Raw genomic sequence first — 19282 nt, 5'->3', positions numbered from 1 at the left:
TCACCGCCGGTACTTGGGATCGAGGGCCTCGCGCAGCGACTCCCCCAGCAGGGTGAAGCCGAGCGCGGCGATGATGATGGCCAGGCCGGGGAAGACCGCCAGCAGCGGGGCGCTGGACAGATAGCGCTGGGTGTCGGCCAGCATCCGGCCCCATTCGGGGATGCTCGGGTCGTTGCTGGACAGGCCGAGGAAGGCCAGGCCGGCCGCGTCCACGATGGCGACGGCCAGGGTGAGCGTGCCCTGCACGATGACCGGGGTCAGCGAGTTGGGCAGGACGTGGCCGAGCACGATCCGCCGCCGCCGCACCCCCACCGCCTTGGCGGCCAGCACGTAGTCCGACTGGCGCTGGGCCAGCATCTGGCCGCGCAGCAGCCGGGCGAAGATCGGGACGTTGACCACCGCGATGGCGATCATCACCGCGTCCAGGCCCGAGCCGAGCATGGCGGCGATGCCGATGGCGAACAGCAGGCCGGGAACCGACAGCATGATGTCGACCAGGCGCATCACCAGGCCGTCCACCCAGCCGCCGAAGGCCCCGGCCAGCAGGCCCAGCACCATCCCGCCGATCAGGCCCAGCAGCAGCGAGACCACCCCGATGACCAGGGACCAGCGGGCCCCCCACAGCACCCGGGAGAACTCGTCGCGCCCCAGGTCGTCCAGGCCGAACCAGTGCTCGGCCGACGGGCCGGGGATGGAGGTGGGGGTGACCTGGCCGACCGGCTTGTCCGGCGGGTACGGCGCCAGCCAGGGGGCCAGCAGCGCGAGCGCGACGAACATGATCACCAGAATGGCGCCGACGATCGCGACGGGGTTGCGGCGCAGCCGCCGCCAGGCGTCCCTGCCGAGGCTGCCGCCGGTCTCCTCGGGGGCGACGGTCTCCACCTGGGCCAGGCTCATGCGCCGCTCCTCTCCCGGCGGGCCGCCGGCCGTTCCGGCCGGTCCCCGCTCACGCCATCCCCGCACCGGCGCCCGCTCACACCGCCCGCGGGCCGATGCCGGCTCACGCCGCCCTCGGTCCGGCGCCCCCTCACCCCGCCCTCACCCTCGGGTCGACGACCCCGTAGGTCACGTCCACCAGCAGGTTGACCAGAACGAAGATCACCGCGGTGAACAGGATGAACCCCTGCAGCACCGCGTAGTCCCTGGCGGCGATCGAGTCGGCCACGAACTTGCCGAAGCCGGGGAAGGCGAAGACCGTCTCGGTCAGCACGGCGCCGCCCAGCAGCAGGCCGACCTGCAGGCCCACGACCGTGACCACCGGGAGCAGGGCGTTGCGCAGCACGTGCCGCCCGCGGATCGTGCCGGGCCGCAGTCCCTTGGCCTCGGCGGTGCGCACGTAGTCCTCGTGGAGCACGTCCAGCACCGAGGCGCGGGTGATGCGCACCACGATCGCCAGCGGGATCGTGCCCAGGGCGATCGCGGGCAGGATCAGGTGCGTCACCGCGTCCCAGGCGGCCTCGGGATTGCCGGTCACCAGACCGTCCAGCACGTAGAACCCGGTCGGATGCTCGGCGTCGATCAGCGGGTCCTGCCGTCCGTCGGTGGGCAGGATCCCCAGTTTCTCGGCGAAGACGAACTTGAGCATGTACCCCAGGAAGAAGACCGGGATCGTGATGCCGAACAGCGATCCGGCGACCGAGAGGTGGTCGGCCCAGGTGCCGTGACGGCGGGCGGCGAGATAGCCCAGCGGCACGCCCACCCCCACCGCGAAGATCATCGCGGTGAGGGCGAGCTCCACCGTGGCGGGGAAGGTGCGCAGCAACTCCTCCACGACCGGGTGCTGCGTCCTGCTGGAGACCCCGAGGTCGCCCTGGAAGACGTTGCCCACCCAGGTGAGGTACTGCTCGTACCAGGGCCGGTCGAGGCCGTAGAGCCGCTTGACCCGCTCCACGGCCTCGGGTGTGGCCCGCTCCCCCAGCAGCGCCTCGGCCGGCCCGCCGGGCAGCGCCCTGACCCACAGGAACAGCAGGATCGACAGTCCCAGCAGGATCGGCACGAGCAGCGTCAGCCGCCTGACGACGAACCGCAGCATCGGTCAGTTCAGCGAGATCGTGGAGAACTTGTCGTTGAGCACCGGGCTCGGCACCCAGCCCCGGACGTTCTTGGCCGCGGCCGAGAACGAGGGGCTCTGCGCGTACGGCACGCCGGGCACGAAGTCGGCGATCAGGGCGTTGGCCTGCTTGTACAGCGCCTCCCGCTTGGCCTGGTCGGGTTCCTTCTCCGCGTCGCCCAGCGTCTTGAAGATCTCTTCGTTCCTGAACGACCACTGGTTGGAGAAGGACTGGAAGAACGTGCCGAGGAAGTTGTCCGGGTCGCCGAAGTCGCCGTTCCAGCCCAGCAGGAACAGCGGGCAGTCACCGGCCTGGGTGGTGTTGAGATAGTCGGGGCTCCACGGCGAGGTCTTCGGTGTGACCTTGAAGCCCGCGGCCTCCAGGTCGGCCTTCATCAGCTGGAAGTTGCCGGCCGGGTCGACCATGTAGGCGCGGCTGACCCCGCTGGGATAGCAGAACTCCAGCGTCGGGTCGGACACGCCGGACTCGGCGATGAGCTGCTTGGCCTTGTCGACGCTGTAGTCGTACTCGGTGAAGTCCTCGGTGTAGCTCCACAGGCTGTCCGGCATGAACGCGTTGGCGACCTTGGCGCCGGTGGCGTACTTGGTCTTCACGACGTTGTCACGGTTGATCGCGTGGGCGATCGCCTGGCGGATCTTCTGGTTCTGCATGATCTCGGTCCGCTGGCTGAAGCCGAGATAGCCCATGTTGAACGGCGCCCGCTCCAGGACCTGCACCCCGGCGCTCTTGAGCGACTCCAGGTCGGCCGGGTCGGCGTAGTCGAAGGCGTGGACCGATCCGGCGCGCAGCGCCTGCGCCCGGTCGGCGGCCTTCTCGATCGGCCGGAATATGATCCTGCTGAGCTTGGCCTTCTCGCCCCAGTACTCGTCGTTGCGGACGATCTCCAGCTTGTCGCCGCGCGTCCAGCTGCCGAACTTGAACGGCCCGGTGCCGACCGGATGCTCGGTGCCGAAGGTCCCGGTGAACTGCGGCGACTCGGCGGTCCCGCTCACCTGGTCGGCCTTGTAGTCCTTGAGCGCCTTGGGGCTGGCGATGGCGAACGACGACAGCGTCAGCGCCGACAGCACCACGGCGGACGGCTCGGTGAGCTTGAGCTCGACCGTGCCGTCGTCCTTGGCCGTGCAGCCGCCGTACAGGCTCTTGCCGAGGGTGTCGGACTCGTTCTTGGCGAAGCCCCGGAAGACCGTCACCCAGTAGTAGGAGACCGAGTCCGCCTGCGCCAGACCGGTGAAGTTGTACCAGCGGTCGAAGTTGGCGCACACGGCCGCGGCGTCGAAGGGCTCGCCGTCGTGGAACTTCACGCCCTGGCGGAGCTTGAAGGTGTAGGTCCTGGCGTCCTCGCTGACCTTCCAGCTCTCCGCGAGGCCGGGGACGACGCCGGTGCCGCCCTCCTCGGTGGCCACGAGCGTCTCGAAGATCTGGTTGGTGACCCGGGAGGACTCGCCGTCGCTGTGGAAGGCCGGGTCGAGGATGGCCGGGTCCGCCGAGGAGGCGAAGATGAAGGCCGAGCCCTCCGCCGCCTGCGTCCCGCCCGTCCCCGGCTCCGCGTCGTCTCCGCCGCCGCAGGCCGCCGCCGAGATGGCCAGGGCAAGGCCCGCCACCACCGCCGCCGGTCTGCGCAGGGGCATACCGTCTCGTCGCATGCTGCACACCTCATCGCCGTCTTGCGGCCGGGTCGCGGCCGCCGTGCGGACTCCCCGTTGATCGCAGGATCTACGGCACCGCGGGGGCTGACCACCCCCCGGCCAGAGGCTGTGGCGTAAATGTGACAGTCGGCGGCCCGGAGGAGACCTGGAGCGTTTCATCGCCCGGGCGGCGTGCCCGCAGGACGCGGACGCCCGCCGGGTACGGCTCGCGCGAGCCGTACCCGGCGGGCGTTCACCGGGTCCGCGGCACCGGGGAGCGGGCGGATCCGACCCCCGGGCGGTGTTCAGGACGGGAAGGTGTCCAGAGCGGGACGGTGCTCAGAGCGCGCTCAGGCGACCGGCCTCTTGGGGTGCAGGGCCTCGTCCGCGTTCTCCACGATCTTCGCGGCCGCGTGGGACGACACCTTGTCGGCGTTCTCCGGGAAGTGGCAGGCCACCTGGTGACCCGGGGCCAGCTCCACCAGCGGCGGCTCCTCCGTCTTGCAGATCACCTGGGCCTTCCAGCACCGGGTGTGGAAGCGGCAGGCCGGCGGCGGGTTGAGCGGGCTGGGCACGTCGCCCTGCAGGCGGATGCGCTCGCGGTCCTTGCGCCGGGCCGGGTCCGGGATGGGCACGGCCGACATCAGCGCGTTGGTGTACGGGTGCATCGGCGACTCGTACAGGTTCTTCCGGTCGGCCAGTTCGACGATCTTGCCGAGGTACATGACCGCGACCCGGTCGCTGATGTGCCGGATGACCGACAGGTCGTGCGCGACGATGACGTAGGTCAGGTCGAGCTCGTTCTGCAGGTCCTCCAGGAGGTTGACCACCTGGGCCTGGATGGAGACGTCCAGGGCGGAGACCGGCTCGTCGGCGATGATCAGCTTCGGCTTGAGCGCGAGCGTGCGGGCGATGCCGATGCGCTGGCGCTGGCCGCCGGAGAACTCGTGCGGATAGCGGTTGTAGTGCTCGGGGTTGAGGCCGACCAGCTCCAGGATCTCCTGGACCGCCTTCTTGACGCCCTGCTCCGTCTTGATGCCCTGGATGCGGAAGGGCGCGCCGACGATCGCGCCGACGGTGTGGCGCGGGTTCAGCGAGGAGTAGGGGTCCTGGAAGATCATCTGGATGTCGCGGCGGAGCGGCCGGATCTTCGCCTGGGCCATGTGGGTGATGTCGTGGCCGTCGAAGAGGACCTTGCCGGCGGTCGGCTCCAGCAGCCGGGTCACCAGGCGGCCGGTGGTGCTCTTGCCGCAGCCGGACTCGCCGACCAGCCCGAGCGTCTCACCCTTGCGCACGTCGAAGCTGACCCCGTCGACCGCCCTGACCGCGCCGACCTGGCGCTTGAGCAGGCCCTTGGTCACCGGGAAGTGCTTTTTCAGGTCCTGGACGGACAGCAGCGCGTCGGAGGCGCTCACACCCACGCCCCCATTCCGGTCCGCGCTCACGAGCCCTCCATCATCGGCTTGATCTCGTTCTCCCAGATGGCCCGCCGCTCCTCGCGAGGCATGTGACAGCGCACCAGGTGCCCGCCGTCGCTCTCCACCAGTTGCGGCACCTCGGTGGTGGCCTTGCCGCCGGTGCGCTCCCGGTAGGGGCAGCGCGGGTTGAAGGCGCACCCGGAGGGCACGTTGATCAGGGAGGGCGGCGTGCCCTTGATCGGCATCAGCCGCTCGGTGGGCTCGCGGTCCAGGCGGGGCATCGATCCCAGTAGACCCCATGTGTAGGGGTGCTCGGGCCGGTAGAAGATGTCCTCGGCCGCGCCGTACTCGATGCACTTGCCGCCGTACATCACCAGGATGTCGTCCGACAGCTCGGCGACCACGCCGAGGTCGTGGGTGATGATGATCAGCGCGGAGTTGAACTCGCGCTGCAGGTCCAGCATCAGGTCCAGGATCTGGGCCTGGACCGTCACGTCGAGCGCGGTGGTCGGCTCGTCGGCGATCAGCAGCTCGGGGTCGCACGACAGGGCCATGGCGATCATCGCGCGCTGGCGCATGCCGCCGGAGAACTCGTGCGGGAAGCTGTCGACGCGCTTGTCGGGCTGCGGGATGCCCACCCGGCCGAGCATGTCGATCGCGTGCTTGCGCGCGACCGCCTTGCTGACGTTGTGGTGGATCCGGTACGCCTCGATGATCTGCTGGCCGACCGTGTAGAACGGGTGCATCGACGACAGCGGATCCTGGAAGATCATCGCCATCTTCTTGCCGCGCAGCGTGCGCACGTGGTCCGGGCTGGCGCCGACGAGCTCCTCGCCGTCCAGCCAGATCTCACCGGAGATCTTCGCCCGGCCGCCCTTGTGCAGGCCCAGGATGCCCAGGCTGGTCACGCTCTTGCCCGAGCCCGACTCGCCCACGATGCCCAGGGTCTTGCCCCGCTCGAGCCTGAAGGACAGGCCGTCGACGGACTTGACCAGGCCGTCCTCGGTGGGGAAGTGGATGCGCAGGTCGCGCAGCTCCAGGAAGGAGCCGGGCGCCGGAGATGCGGAAGGGGTCGTCATGACAGCCTCACCCTCGGGTCGACCACCGCGTACAGAACGTCCACGACGAGGTTGGCCAGGACGATGAAGAAGGCCGCGAACAGGGTGACGCCCAGCACGACGGGCAGGTCGTTGCCCCGGATCGCGTCGATGACCAGCTTGCCGATGCCGGGGATGGAGAAGGTGCTCTCGGTGAGCACCGCGCCGCCCAGCAGCAGGCCGACGTCGAGGCCGAAGATCGTCAGGATGGGGGTCAGCGTGGCGCGCAGGGCGTGCTTGCTGACCACCGTGCGCTCCTTGAGGCCCTTGGCCCGGGCCGTGCGGATGTAGTCCTCGCCCATGGTCTCCAGCATGCCCGCCCGGGTGAGCCGGGCGTACAGCGCGGCGTACAGGAACGCCAGGGTGACCCAGGGGAGCACGAGCGCCTGGAACCACATCACCGGGTCCTCGGTGAAGGGGGTGTAGCTGCCGCCGCCGGGGAAGATCCCGAGCGTGTAGGCGAACAGGGCCAGTGAGACCAGGCCGGTGAAGTAGATCGGCAGGGAGACGCCGGCCAGCGCCACCGTCATCGCCAGGCGGTCGGTCAGGGTGCCGCGTCTCAACGCCGAGATCACGCCGATGCTCACGCCGGCGACGAGCCAGATGATCGCCGCGCCGATGGCCAGCGACAGGGTCGCGGGCAGTCTGTCCAGAAGCGTCGGCCAGACCGGCTGGTTGTTGTTGAACGAGTAGCCGAAGCAGGGGGCCGGGCACTGGACCATGCGGGGGCCGATGGAGTACTCCTGGCCGGCGACGATGCCCTTGGCGAACCGTCCGTACTGCACGACGAGCGGCTCGTCCAGGTGAAGCCTCTTGACAGCACCCTGGATCGCCTCGGGTGTGGCGTCCCGCCCGACGTAACGCGAGGCCATGCCCTCGGGGGTCTGTCCCAGGGCACGCGGGATGAGGAAGAAGATCGCGAACGTCGCCACACTGACGATGACGAGCATCAGCACGGCGGCGATCACGCGGCGGACGATGAAAGCGACCACGATCGTTCGGCCGGGGCGCCCGGGAGGATCTCTCCCGGGCGCCCTAGGCCTTCACCTGCCTTTGGCTTGCTAGAGAAGGACTACTGCTGGACGCCGAGCCACGTGTAGTCGTACATGCCGTAGGCCGGGTGCACGTACACGTTGGTCAGGCTGGACGGACGGAAGAGCAGGGTCTTCTCGTAGACGAACGGCAGGAACGCCGCCGACTCCATGACCTTCTTGTCGACCTCGCCCCAGATCTTGTTGCGCTCGGCGGCGTCGGTGGTCTGGATGCCCTTGTCCAGCAGGTCGTTAACGGCCTGGTCGTTGAGCTCCATCATGTTGTAGTTGCCGGAGTCCTTGATGAAGCGACCGTCGACGATCTGCGACAGGAAGCCGAAGCCCGAGGGCCAGTCGGCGCCCCAACCGGCGATCATGATGCCCAGCTTGTTCTTGTGCACGAAGTCCGGCCTGCCGGCGTACTGCGCGCTCCAGTCACCCGAGGGGTACTTCTTGATCGTGGCCTTGATGCCGACCTTGTCCAGCGAGGCCTGCAGGGCCTCGGCGACCTGGACCTCCTTGGGACGGTCACCGCGGACCGCGATGTTGGTCTCGAAGCCGTTCGGCTGGCCGCAGGCCGACAGGGACTCCTTGGCCTTGGCCGCGTCGCCCTTGTTGTCGGCGCCGTTCGGGAACAGGTCGAACTGCTGGTAGCCGACGGTGGTCGGGGTCATCAGCGTGCTGCCGATGTCACCGCCGAGCGGGCCGCCCCACGGCGCCTGGGTGGCGACCTGGTCGGTGGCGTACTGCACGGCCTTGCGGCAGTCGATGTTGTCGAACGGGGCGACCTTGGTCGACATCATCGCGTAGCGGTTGAAGGGCGTGTACGGGTTGTCCGTCGAGTCCTTCAGCTTGGGGTCGGCGACGATCTTCGCGCGGGCGGCCGGCTGCACACCGGTGCCGCCGAGGTCGGCGTGGACCTGACCGGCCAGCAGGCGCTGGTCGATGTCCTCGGCGTTCTGCTTGAACTGCACCTCGATGCGGTCCGGCAGCTGCTTGCGCGTGGTGTCGGTGGCCGGGTCCCAGTTCTCGTTCTTGACGAGGTTGAGCTGCTTGCCGACCTCGTAGCTCTCCATCTTGTAGGGACCGGTGGAGGCGACGGCCTTCTCGTACTCCAGGCCGGTGTCCTTGGCCTGCGGCACGGGCGCCGACTGCGGGTTGGCGACCAGGAAGTCGAACTCCGAGAACGGGGCCTTGAGCTTGAAGACGATGGTGTAGTCGTCGGGGGTCTCGATGCCCTTGAAGTTCGCGAGGTCCTTGTCCTTGTAGGGACCCTCGTAGCCCTCGGCGTCGAGGTACTCGGCGAAGTACTTCGGACCGTCGGTCAGCTCGGCGCTGAAGTTGCTGCGGGCGATGGCGTACTTGACGTCCGCGGCCTTGACCTCCGTGCCGTCGTCGTACTTGATGCCCTTCTTGAGCTTGTAGGTCCAGGTCTTGCCGTCCTCGCTGGCCTCACCCAGACCCTCGGCCAGGTCCGGGACCAGCTTCAGACCCTCCTCGCCGGGGGCGGCGGTGTAGGTCAGCAGCGGACGGGCGTACAGACGCGAGAAGTTCCAGTTCCACGCGTAGTAGGTGTTGCCCGGGTCCATCGAGTCGGGCTCGTCGGAGTAGGCGAACTTGAGGGTGCCGCCCTTGGCGTCGGAAGGGTTGACGACCTTGGTGTAGCCGTCGTTGTGCTTGGCGGTGGAGGCCGCCCCGGTGTTGCCGGTCCCGGTGTTGTTGTTGCCGCCGCCACCGGCGGACCCGCCACAGGCGGCCAGGCCCATGGTCAACGCGGTGCCCAGCGCGGCGAGCGCCAGAGCCTTGGTCTTCCTCATCGTGGTTGTACACCCCTTGTCATGAGTGACGGTGATATCGAAGAACGGAAGCGTTGCCGCTACCGGGCACGCGGGTCGAGGGCGTCTCTGAGCCCGTCTCCCAGCAGGTTGAAGGCCATCACGGTGATGAAGATCGCGAGGCCGGGAACGATCATGAAGTGCGGCGCCGTCTGGTAGTAGTCGACCGCGCGGGTGAGCATGCCGCCCCAGGAGGCCTGAGGCTCGGCCACACCGACGCCGAGGAACGACAGCGCCGCCTCGAACAGGATGTTCGTGGGGATGAGCAGCGTGGAGTACACCAGGATCGGAGCCACCAGGTTCGGGAAGACTTCCTTGAAGATGATGTAGCTGTTGCCCGCGCCCAGCGAACGCGCCGCGTCGACGAACTCGCGCTCGCGCAGCGAAAGTGTCTGGCCGCGCACGATGCGTGCGATGTAGGGCCAGTTGAAGAAGCCGATGATGAACACGATCACCGCGATGCGCAGCGCGTTGCCCTTGAGGCCGAGCGCCTCGTCCGGGACGGCGCCGACGATGGCGATCGCGAACAGCAGCAGCGGGAAGGCCAGGAAGATGTCCATCAGGCGGCTGATGAAGGTGTCGGCCCAGCCGCCGAAGAAACCGGCCAGCATGCCCAGCAGGGAGCCCAGCACCACCGAGACCATTGTGGCCAGGAAGGCGACCAGCAGCGAGATCTGCGCACCCGACAGGATGCGGGCGAAGATGTCGCGGCCGTTGACCGGCTCCAGGCCGAAGGGGTGCTCCCAGCTGATGCCGCCCCAGGCCCCGATCGGGGCGCTGGTCAGCGGGTCGATGAGGTCATTGTTGGGCAGGTTCGGCGGGTCGCCGAACAACGCGATCAGCCCGCCGAACGGGCGTTCGGCGAAAATGGCGATCAGCGTCAGGAAGACCACGACGAAGGCGCCGGCGATGGCGGCCTTGTCGCGCTTCAGCCGCATCCATGCGATCTGCCCGAGCGAACGGCCTTCGATGGCCTTTCCGCCCGCTCCCTCTAGCACGGCCTCAGGCTGGGCCTCCAAGGCCTGCCCTGAGACATCGAGCGGTGCGGTCATACAGTGGCCCCCTGGATCCCAGACGACGTTGTCCGATGAACGCGCCCCCGGGTTGGGGTCTCGCGCCCTGAGTCTACGGGTCTGTTTTCTCAGTCCCGTTCCGGAGAATCTATGGGCTGATCTGCACTGACCAGTACTTTAGGGCACTATGTGGCTTAACTGTGATTCACGTGAAATTCATTCGTTTTGATCTTGAAGAGAATGTCCAGGAGTCGTTCCGCTTCTGTCTTGATTTTGTGACAGTCCACGAACGGGATCCAGCATCACCCGATCCCGCGTCGCTTCAGGATGGCCTCGATGTCCGAGAAATCATCGTCGTCACTCTTCTTGGCACCGGGCCGGGGAGCCGCGCCGGGCGTGCGCTGCGGCAGGGGCTGGGTGACGGCGGTGCCCTGCCCGGAGGGTCCCGCGGCGCCCTGCCCGGACGGCACGGCGGGCCTGGCCGGCTTCGCGGTGGCGGCGGGCGCGGCGGCGGGCGCGGTGGCCCGGGCCGACGCCAGGCGGCGTCCCCTCAGCACGCCCGAGACCAGGAACAGCACCAGTGACAGGCCGGCCACCGCCACACCCGCCCAGACCATCGGGTTCAGCACCAGCCCGGTGACGAAACCGGTGACCGCGGTGCCGATCTGCCACAGAGTCGGCAGCGCGCCCGTCAGATAGGCCGCCACCGGCAGCAGTGACCACGCCGCCATCCGCAGTCCCGCGGCCGCCCCCCGGCGGCGCAGCAGCATGACGCTCATGACCAGTCCCACCCCGGTGAGCCCGGCGCACAACGCCAGCCACGGAATCTGCTCAAAGGTCATCGGAGACCACCCCTCGTATCGGCGTACCGGATTCCATCCTGGCACGCGGATCCGAGGTTGCCTCTCCTCCTTGGGGAGGGATCATCCCCTAGGGGTATCCCTGACCCCCGGCGAGGGCCTCGTACGGGCAGGCCGGGCGGGTCACGCCTCACGGGCGCACGGCTCCCGCGGGTCAGGCGTACGGCTCCTGCGGGGAGGTCACGCCTCGCGGGCCGCCAGCTCCCGCAGCACCTCGACGCCGACCTCGTGCAGGGAGGTGACGACGAGGCGGCCGGGGGCGTGCGGGATCGGCAGCACGCTCGGCACCGCCACCACCCGGCACCCGGCGGCGGTGGCCGCCGCCACCCCGTTCGGGGAGTCCTCCAGCGCGACGCAGCGGGCCGGGTCCACACCGAGCAGCCGGGCGGCCGTCAGGTAGGGCTCCGGGTCGGGCTTGGGCCGCCTCACATCGTCACCGGTCACCAGCCGGTCGAAGTTGTGCCTGCCGATGCTCTCCAGGCAGGCGTCGGCGATCTCCCGCGAGGAGGAGGTGACCAGGGCGGTGGGCAGGCCCGCCCGCCGTACGGCGGCCAGCAGCTCGGCAGCGCCCGGCATCAGCGCCACGCCCTCGGCGAGCCTGCGGATCATGCCCTCCAGCATCCAGGCCGCCACGTCGCCGGGGTCGGCCGGCGACCCGGAGACCCGCAGCATGTAGGCCACCGTGGCGGGCATGGAGCCGCCCACCAGCTGCTCCTGGTCGAGCGGGGTCCACTCGCCGCCCAGCCGTCCCATCACCTCGGTCTCGACCTGGAACCAGATCTTCTCGCTGTCCACGAGCAGCCCGTCCATGTCGAAGAGGACCGCGTCCATCCCCCGTGCGTCCTTTCCTGGTCAGACGTTGAAGTAGCCGGCCTCGGGGTGGTGGACGATCAGTGCGGAGGTCGACTGCTCGGGGTGGAGCTGGAACTCCTCCGACAGCTTGACCCCGATCCGCTCGGGATCCAGCAGCCCCATCAGCTGGACCTGGTCCTCGAGGTTGGGACAGGCCGGGTAGCCGAAGGAGTAGCGGCAGCCGTTGACGTTGACCTTGAGCATGTCCTCCAGCGACTCGTCGCCGCCGATGCCCAGCTCCGAGCGGACCCGGGCGTGCCAGTACTCGGCCAGCGCCTCGGTGAGCTGCACCGACAGGCCGTGCAGCTCCAGATAGTCGCGGTAGGCGTCCTTGGCGAACAGCTCGGCGGCGGCCTCGGAGACCTTGTTGCCCATCGTGACGACCTGGAAGGCGACCACGTCGACCTCGCCGGAGTCCTTCGGGCGGAAGAAGTCGGACAGGCACAGGTGCCGGTCGCGGCGCTGGCGCGGGAAGGTGAAGCGGGTGCGCTCGCCGCCCGCCTCGTCGAGGATGATCAGCGAGTCGCCGTCGCTGACGCACGGGAAGTAGCCGTAGACCACGGCCGCCTCCAGCAGGCCCTCGGTCTGCATGCGCTCCAGCCACATCCGCAGGCGCGGCCGTCCCTCGGTCTCGACCAGCTCCTCGTAGGAGGGCCCGTCGCCGCCGCGGGCGGCCTTCAGGCCCCACTGGCCCATGAAGGTGGCGCGCTCGTCCAGGAAGGCGGCGTAGTCGGCCAGCGGGACGCCCTTGACGATCCGGTCGCCGTGGAACGGCGCGGCCGGGACCGGGTTGTCGGCGGCCACGTCGGAGCGGGCGGGCAGGTCCTCCACCGCGGTGCGCTGCAGGACCGCGCCGGTCTTGACGCGGCGCTGGCGCAGCGGCGGCAGCGAGGCGCCCTCCTCTCCCCGCTTGACCGCCATGAAGGAGTCCATCAGGCGCAGGCCCTCGAAGGCGTCGCGGGCGTAGCGGACCTCGCCCCGGAACAGCTCGGCGAGGTCCTGCTCGACGTAGGCGCGGGTCAGCGCCGCCCCGCCCAGCAGCACGGGGAACCGGTCGGCGATGCCCCGGGCGTTCATCTCCTCCAGGTTCTCCTTCATGATCACCGTGGACTTGACCAGCAGCCCGGACATGCCGATGACGTCGGCCCGGTGCTCCTCGGCGGCCTCCAGGATCGCCGAGACCGGCTGCTTGATGCCGAGGTTGACGACCTCGTAGCCGTTGTTGGACAGGATGATGTCGACCAGGTTCTTGCCGATGTCGTGCACGTCGCCCTTGACGGTCGCCAGCACGATGCGGCCCTTGGTCTCGCCCTCGACCCGCTCCATGTGCGGCTCCAGGTAGGCCACGGCGGTCTTCATCACCTCGGCCGACTGCAGCACGAACGGCAGCTGCATCTCGCCGGAGCCGAACAGGACGCCGACGGTCTTCATGCCGTCCAGCAGCACGTCGTTGACGATCTCCAGGGCGGGCCGCTGGGCCAGCGCCTCGTCCAGGTCGGCCTCCAGGCCCTTGCGCTCGCCGTCGATGATGCGGCGCTTGAGCCGCTCCCACAGCGGCAGCGCGGCCAGTTCCTCGGCCCTGCCCGCCTTCACCGCGGCGGCGTCGACGCCCTCGAACAGCTCCATGAACCGCTGCAGCGGGTCGTAGCCCTCACGGCGCCGGTCGTAGACCATGTCCAGGGCGACCTGGCGCTGCTCGTCGGGGATGCGCGCCATCGGCAGGATCTTGGAGGCGTGCGCGATCGCCGAGTCCAGCCCCGCGTTGACGCACTCGTTGAGGAAGACGCTGTTGAGCACCATGCGGGCGGCCGGGTTGAGGCCGAAGGAGATGTTGGACAGCCCCAGGGTGGTCTGCACCGTCGGGTAGCGCCGCTTGATCTCGGCGATGGCCTCGATGGTCTCCAGGCCGTCGCGCCGGGTCTCCTCCTGGCCGGTGGCGATCGGGAAGGTCAGGCAGTCGACGACGATGTCCTCCACCCGCACCCCCCAGTTGCCGGTCAGGTCCTCGATGAGGCGGGTGGCGATGCGGACCTTGTGCTCGGCGGTACGGGCCTGGCCCTCCTCGTCGATGGTCAGCGCGACCACGGCGGCGCCGTGCTCCCGGACCAGCTTCATGATCTTGGTGAAGCGGGAGTCGGGGCCGTCGCCGTCCTCGTAGTTGACCGAGTTGACGATCGCGCGGCCGCCGAGCATCTCAAGGCCGGCCTCCAGCACGGCGGGCTCGGTGGAGTCGAGCATGATCGGCAGCGTGGAGGCGGTGGCGAAGCGGAAGGCCAGCTCGCGCATGTCGTCCGCGCCGTCGCGGCCGACGTAGTCGACGCACAGGTCGAGCATGTGGGCGCCGTCGCGGGCCTGGGCCCGGGCGATCTCGACGCACTCCTCCCAGTTCCCGGCGAGCATGGCCTCGCGGAAGGCCTTGGAGCCGTTGGCGTTGGTCCGCTCGCCGACGGCCAGGTAGGAGGTGTCCTGGCGGAAGGGCACGTGCTGGTAGAGCGAGGCGGCCCCGGCCTCCGGGCGCGGGCGGCGGGCGGCCACCTCGCGGCCCCGGACCCGCTCGACCACCTTGCGCAGGTGCTCGGGGGTGGTGCCGCAGCAGCCGCCGACGATCGACAGGCCGAAGGAGCCGGCGAAGGTCTCGTGCGCGTCGGCCAGCTCGTCCGGGCTGAGCGGGTAGTAGGCGCCGTCGGAGGTCAGCACCGGCAGGCCGGCGTTGGGCATGCACGACAGGCGCACCCGCGCGTGCCGCGACAGATAGCGCAGGTGCTCGCTCATCTCGGCCGGGCCGGTGGCGCAGTTGAGGCCGATGACGTCGACGCCGAGCGGCTCGATCGCGGTGAGCGCCGCGCCGATCTCCGAGCCGAGCAGCATCGCGCCGTTGGTCTCGATGGTGACCTGGGCGATGATCGGCACGTCGCGGCCCGCGTCGGCGATGGCCCGGCGCGCGCCGACGACCGCGGCCTTGACCTGGAGCAGGTCCTGGCAGGTCTCGATGATCAGCGCGTCGGCGCCGCCGGAGATCAGGCCGGCGGCGTTGTCGTAGTAGGCGTCGCGCAGCTCGGCGTACGGCTTGTGCCCCAGGGTGGGCAGCTTGGTGCCCGGCCCCATGGAGCCGAGCACGAAGCGCGGGCGGTCCGGGGTGGACCAGTGGTCGGCGGCCTGGCGGGCCACGCGCGCCCCGGCCTCCGAGTAGGCGAAGACGCGCTCGGCGATGTCGTACTCGCCCAGGGCGGCGAGGTTGGCACCGAAGGTGTTGGTCTCCACGCAGTCGACGCCGACCTCGAAGTAGGCGTCGTGCACGGCCCGGACGATGTCGGGGCGGGTGACGTTGAGCACCTCGTTGCAGCCCTCGTGGCCCTCGAAGTCGTCGAGCGTGACCTCGTGGGCCTGCAACATCGTCCCCATCGCTCCGTCGGCGACCATAACGCGCTCGGCCAGGACTTCACGGAAGGACGGTGCAGTTGTCATAGGGGAAGCTTACTGGGATCCGGCCGGACGCTATCGTTCTCGAAGGCAATTGAACTCGGCGTCCAATTGCCTTCCGTGCCCGCGATCCCGGCCGCCCGCGCGGCGCGCCCCGGATCCGACCCCTCTGCGAGGCATCCGATGGCGACCTACCAGAACATCCTCGTCGGCACCGACGGCTCCCCCTCCTCCTTCCGCGCGGTCACCGCGGCCGCCTCCCTGGCGTCCGCGACCGACGCCACCCTCCTGCTGGCCTGCGCCTACCTGCCGATGCGCGAGCGCGAGCGCGCCGCGGCGGCCGACGCCCTGGGCGAGCTGTCCTACAAGGTGAGCGGCTCCACCCCGGCCGACGACGCGCTGCGCGCCGCCCGCGAGCACGCCGTCGCCGCCGGAGCCCGGAAGATCGAACTGCTGGCCGAGGAGGGCGACCCGGTCGACGCGCTGGTGTCCCTGGCCGGCAGGCACGGAGCCGACCTGCTGGTCGTCGGCAACCGGGGGCTCAACAGCCTGGCGGGTCGGCTGCTGGGCTCGGTTCCGTCGGCCGTCTCGCACCGCGCGGGCTGTGACGTGCTGATCGTCCACACCACTTCGGGGAGGTGACACGGAAGCCCTCTCAGCGCATAGGCTTAGCCGAGGGCACGGTGGGAAGCGAAGACGAGATGTGAAAGAGGAGGCGGCGCGTGATCGAACTCGAAGGTCTGCCCGAGCTCGTCGACCCCGTGCTGATCGCCGCGTTCGAGGGGTGGAACGACGCGGGCGAGGCCTCGAGCGGCGTGATCGCCCACCTGGAGACCGAGTGGAAGGCCACCGAGCTCGCCTCCTTCGACCCCGAGGACTACTACGACTTCCAGGTCACCCGCCCGATCGTCGAGATGGGCGACGGGCTGACCCGGTCGATCACCTGGCCCACCACCAGGCTCTCGGTGGCCAGGCCGCCGGGCAGCAACCGTGACGTCGTCCTGCTGCGCGGCATCGAGCCCAACATGCGCTGGCGCTCGTTCTGCGAGGAGATCATCCTGGTCTGCCGCGAGCTGGGCGTGGAGCTGGCGGTGCTGCTCGGCGCGCTGCTCAACGACTCCCCGCACACCCGCCCCGTCCCGATCGTCGGCGCGGCGACCGACGAGGGACTGGCCCGGGCGATCAACCTGGAGCTGACCCGCTACGAGGGGCCCACCGGCATCGTCGGCGTCCTGCAGCAGGCCTTCGGCACCGCGGGCCTGCCCGCGGTCTCGCTGTGGGCCTCGGTCCCGCACTACGTGGCCCAGCCGCCCAACCCCAAGGCGACCCTGGCGCTGCTGAGCCGGATGGAGGACCTGCTCGACATCCCGATGCCGCTGGGCGACCTGGCCGAGGAGGCCAGGGCCTGGGAGCACGGCGTGGACGAGCTGGCCGCCCAGGACACCGAGGTCGCCGACTACGTCAGGGAGCTGGAGGAGCGCAAGGACGCCACCCAGCTGCCCGAGGCGAGCGGCGACGCCATCGCCGCGGAGTTCGAGCGCTATCTGCGCCGCCGCGACCGCGGCTCCGACAGCTAGGACCACCCGCCGCCGCCGCGACCACGGCAACCGGAAACCGTCCACCGCCGTCGCAGCTCCGACAGCTAGGACCACCCGCCGCCTGGACTTCTACGGCCGGTCGGCCGCCCCTCGCGGCCGGCCGGAAAACACACAGCACATAGTTACCGGCATTTACACCATTTCGCACCGGTTCCGGGTAATAATCAGTCTCCAGCTGTTCCGGCCGGGTCGTGTCCGGCCGGGGACGGCCCGCGACAACGGTTACCCCACCAGGAGAAACACCGCTCGATAAACATCGATGAATGGCGCCATCACCACGCCGAATCTTGTCCATGTGACTGCGCACGTTAGGGCAACCATGGCGACTCCCCAGCTCGACCCGCACCAGAAAGCACAGGAGACGCGACGCCGCGTTCTCGAGATGGCCGTATTCATGAAACGCGAGGACGACCAGGGCCTGCGCGGCTCGGGCACACCCGGCCAGGCGGTCGACATGTTCCTCGCCCTGCTCCAGGACAGACTCCCGCTCTGGCTGAAGATCCTCGACGACCTCATGCATCTGGTCGGCAAGGGCCGGGTGAACGACAATCTGCTGCCCATCGCGCGCGCGGGCATCGACTATTACGCCGAGGTGCAGTCGGCGGCGCTGCCGGCCTTCACCTCCCCCTCGGTCACCGTCCGCTTCCGCCAGGCCATGCGGCACAACGAGCTCGGCCCGCTGTCGGAGGTCATCCCGCTGACCGAGTATCTGGCGGCCGAACAGCGCGAGGGGCGGGTCTCCCCGGAGGTGGACCCGCTGGCCAGCGCCCGGCTGCTGCTCGCGGGGTGCTTCAGGCACGCCTACTACGAGCTGTTCGTGGGCACCGACTTCGTCCCCTCACGCGACGACAGCGCCGAGGAGATCATCAGGGAGCTGCGGCTGGAACCTCCCGGTCGCAGGCCAGGCGATAGCCCCTCTTGACGACCGTCTCGACGATCCCCGCGGGCCCCAGGGCGCGGCGGAGCCGGGTGATGGCCATCTCGACGGCGTGCTCGGCCGAGTCACGCGACGGCCCGCCCGGCAGCACGGTCCGCAGCTCGGAGCGGGCCACCACGTGGCCGGGCTTTTCGGCCAGGCGCTTGAGCACGGCCATCGGGGCCGGCGGCAGCGGCTTGAGCTCGCCGTCCACCGCGACGGCGTGGCCGCGGATCTCCAGCGCGTGGCCGCCGGCGACCAGGCGGGTGACGCTGTGCTCGGGCAGATGCCGGGCCAGCGTGCGGGCCAGCCCGCCCAGGCGGGCGCGCTCCGGCTGGACGGTCCGCACCCCGCGCGCCTCCAGCGGCCCGGCGGTGACCGGGCCCACGCAGGCCGCCACGACCGAGCCGGCGAAGGCCGCCAGCAGCGCGTCCTCCAGCCCGTCGGCGCGGGCCGCGTTCAGCATGGCCAGCACCGCCGGGGCGCTGGTGAAGGCCACCGCGTCCACCCCGCCGGAGATCGCCTGGCTGATCAGGCGCCGCAGCGGCGAGGGGTCGCGGTAGGGCAGCCACCGGTAGACCGGCACCTCGATGACCTCGGCCCCGGCCTCGCGCAGCGCCGTGACGAAGCCGGTCAGCGGCTCCCCGTGCAGCTGCACGGCGATCCGCCGGCCGCGCAGGTCCTGGGCCAGCAGGTACTGCTTGACCTCCTCGCACGACTCGGTCGCCGGGGTCCAGTGGTCGTTCATCCCGGCGGCCCTGACCGCGCCGCGCGCCTTGGGCCCCCGGGTCAGCAGCCGGGCGGAGGTCAGGTGCGCCGCCAGGTCCGCCGACAGGCCCCAGCCCTCGGCCGCGGCCATCCAGCCGCGGAATCCGACTCCGGTGGTGACCACCACGTCGTCGATCGGCCCGGCCAGGCTCTCCCTGGTCGCGGCCAGCAGGTCGGCGTCCTCGGCCAGCGGCACCAGCCGGATCGCCGGCGCCTGCACCACCCGGGCGCCCCGCCGTTCCAGCAGCGCGCAGAACTCCTCGCGCCGCCGGGTGGCGGTGACTCCGATCGTGAAGCCCGCCAGCGCGTCCGGCGCCGTCTCGGGCGAGGCTTCGGCCCCCTCCAAAGCGGAGACGCTCACAGCACGTTCACCTCCACCGCGTCGTCGGCGACGCGGATCCCATAGGTCGGCACGGCCACCGCCGGATCGTCCAGGCACTCCCCGCTGACCAGTGAGAACACCTGCTTGTGCATGGGCGAGGAGACGGTGGGCTCATCGCCGCGGCTGCCCACGATCCCCCGCGACAGGACGAAAGCCCCGCTGAAGGGGTCGCGGTTGCCGACCGCGTACAACGAGCCGTCGAAGGTGCGGAAGACCGCGATCTGGCGGCCGTCCACCAGCGCGCAGACCCCGCGCTCGGGCAGCAGGTCAGTGTAGGCGCAGATCCTGGTCCAGCCGGCTCCCTCCCGGCTCACGCGCAGGTCTTCACTCAGGACGGTCATCGGGCAATCCTTCCTTCCGCTGTGGCTGCTGTTGTGGCTGTCGTTGTCGTGGAC

16 protein-coding genes are annotated in these 19282 nt (G+C 69.9%); 3 read left to right on the top strand and 13 right to left on the bottom strand.

Features of this window, described 5'->3' with window-relative positions; translation table 11 throughout:
- From Pta02_RS10060 to metH, 11 genes are all read right to left on the bottom strand, one after another.
- Positions 1 to 897 carry an ABC transporter permease gene (locus tag Pta02_RS10060; RefSeq protein ID WP_203874455.1) on the bottom strand — a complete coding sequence of 299 codons (897 nt, stop codon included), beginning with the start codon at positions 895 to 897 and terminating at the stop codon, positions 1 to 3.
- A gap of 130 nt (positions 898 to 1027) precedes the next feature.
- Positions 1028 to 2032, bottom strand: coding sequence for an ABC transporter permease (locus tag Pta02_RS10055; protein ID WP_203874454.1), 1005 nt, complete (start codon positions 2030 to 2032; stop codon positions 1028 to 1030).
- Positions 2033 to 2035: 3 nt separating this feature from the next.
- Complete coding sequence (locus tag Pta02_RS10050; protein ID WP_203874453.1) at positions 2036 to 3715, bottom strand: ABC transporter substrate-binding protein; 1680 nt, start codon at positions 3713 to 3715, stop codon at positions 2036 to 2038.
- A gap of 332 nt (positions 3716 to 4047) precedes the next feature.
- Positions 4048 to 5142 carry an ABC transporter ATP-binding protein gene (locus Pta02_RS10045; protein WP_239130060.1) on the bottom strand — a complete coding sequence of 365 codons (1095 nt, stop codon included), beginning with the start codon at positions 5140 to 5142 and terminating at the stop codon, positions 4048 to 4050.
- Positions 5139 to 6194, bottom strand: coding sequence for an ABC transporter ATP-binding protein (locus Pta02_RS10040; protein ID WP_203874452.1), 1056 nt, complete (start codon positions 6192 to 6194; stop codon positions 5139 to 5141). Before Pta02_RS10040 ends, Pta02_RS10045 begins: the two co-directional genes overlap by 4 nt.
- Positions 6191 to 7204 carry an ABC transporter permease gene (locus Pta02_RS10035; protein ID WP_203874451.1) on the bottom strand — a complete coding sequence of 338 codons (1014 nt, stop codon included), beginning with the start codon at positions 7202 to 7204 and terminating at the stop codon, positions 6191 to 6193. The genes Pta02_RS10040 and Pta02_RS10035 overlap by 4 nt, the downstream gene beginning before the upstream one ends.
- Positions 7205 to 7284: 80 nt before the next feature.
- Positions 7285 to 9060 carry an ABC transporter substrate-binding protein gene (locus Pta02_RS10030; protein ID WP_203874450.1) on the bottom strand — a complete coding sequence of 592 codons (1776 nt, stop codon included), beginning with the start codon at positions 9058 to 9060 and terminating at the stop codon, positions 7285 to 7287.
- A 59-nt stretch (positions 9061 to 9119) separates the two neighbouring features.
- Positions 9120 to 10130: an ABC transporter permease gene (locus Pta02_RS10025; protein WP_203874449.1), complete on the bottom strand. Its 1011-nt coding sequence runs from the start codon at positions 10128 to 10130 to the stop codon at positions 9120 to 9122.
- A 263-nt stretch (positions 10131 to 10393) separates the two neighbouring features.
- Positions 10394 to 10933 carry a cellulose synthase gene (locus Pta02_RS10020; protein WP_203874448.1) on the bottom strand — a complete coding sequence of 180 codons (540 nt, stop codon included), beginning with the start codon at positions 10931 to 10933 and terminating at the stop codon, positions 10394 to 10396.
- 198 nt (positions 10934 to 11131) lie between these two features.
- Positions 11132 to 11782, bottom strand: coding sequence for an HAD family hydrolase (locus Pta02_RS10015; protein WP_203874447.1), 651 nt, complete (start codon positions 11780 to 11782; stop codon positions 11132 to 11134).
- A 21-nt stretch (positions 11783 to 11803) separates the two neighbouring features.
- Entirely contained in the window at positions 11804 to 15268 is a 3465-nt protein-coding gene (gene metH / locus Pta02_RS10010; RefSeq protein ID WP_203874446.1) for a methionine synthase, read from the bottom strand.
- A gap of 138 nt (positions 15269 to 15406) precedes the next feature.
- On the opposite strand from metH, the gene Pta02_RS10005 reads away from it, so the two are divergent.
- The 3 genes from Pta02_RS10005 (at position 15407) to Pta02_RS09995 (ending at position 17743) form a co-directional block, all read left to right on the top strand.
- Entirely contained in the window at positions 15407 to 15865 is a 459-nt protein-coding gene (locus tag Pta02_RS10005) for a universal stress protein (protein WP_203874445.1), read from the top strand.
- Positions 15866 to 15945: 80 nt separating this feature from the next.
- Positions 15946 to 16800: a PAC2 family protein gene (locus Pta02_RS10000; RefSeq protein WP_203874444.1), complete on the top strand. Its 855-nt coding sequence runs from the start codon at positions 15946 to 15948 to the stop codon at positions 16798 to 16800.
- A 340-nt stretch (positions 16801 to 17140) separates the two neighbouring features.
- Positions 17141 to 17743, top strand: a complete 603-nt coding sequence (locus Pta02_RS09995) for a hypothetical protein (RefSeq protein ID WP_203874443.1) — start codon at positions 17141 to 17143, stop codon at positions 17741 to 17743.
- On the opposite strand, the gene Pta02_RS09990 is transcribed toward Pta02_RS09995, so the two are convergent.
- Positions 17688 to 18866 carry a uroporphyrinogen-III synthase gene (locus Pta02_RS09990; RefSeq protein ID WP_203874442.1) on the bottom strand — a complete coding sequence of 393 codons (1179 nt, stop codon included), beginning with the start codon at positions 18864 to 18866 and terminating at the stop codon, positions 17688 to 17690. The genes Pta02_RS09995 and Pta02_RS09990 overlap by 56 nt on opposite strands.
- On the bottom strand, positions 18863 to 19228 hold the full coding sequence (gene nirD / locus Pta02_RS09985) for a nitrite reductase small subunit NirD (protein ID WP_203874441.1): 366 nt from the start codon (positions 19226 to 19228) through the stop codon (positions 18863 to 18865). Before nirD ends, Pta02_RS09990 begins: the two co-directional genes overlap by 4 nt.
- Positions 19229 to 19282 lie beyond the last annotated feature (54 nt).

Source organism: Paraplanobispora takensis (genome assembly GCF_016863195.1).
In the GTDB taxonomy this organism is placed as follows: Bacteria; Actinomycetota; Actinomycetes; order Streptosporangiales; family Streptosporangiaceae; genus Planobispora; species Planobispora takensis.
Note: the sequence above shows the minus strand (reverse complement) of the source record. Positions and strands in the feature narration are given on the sequence as shown.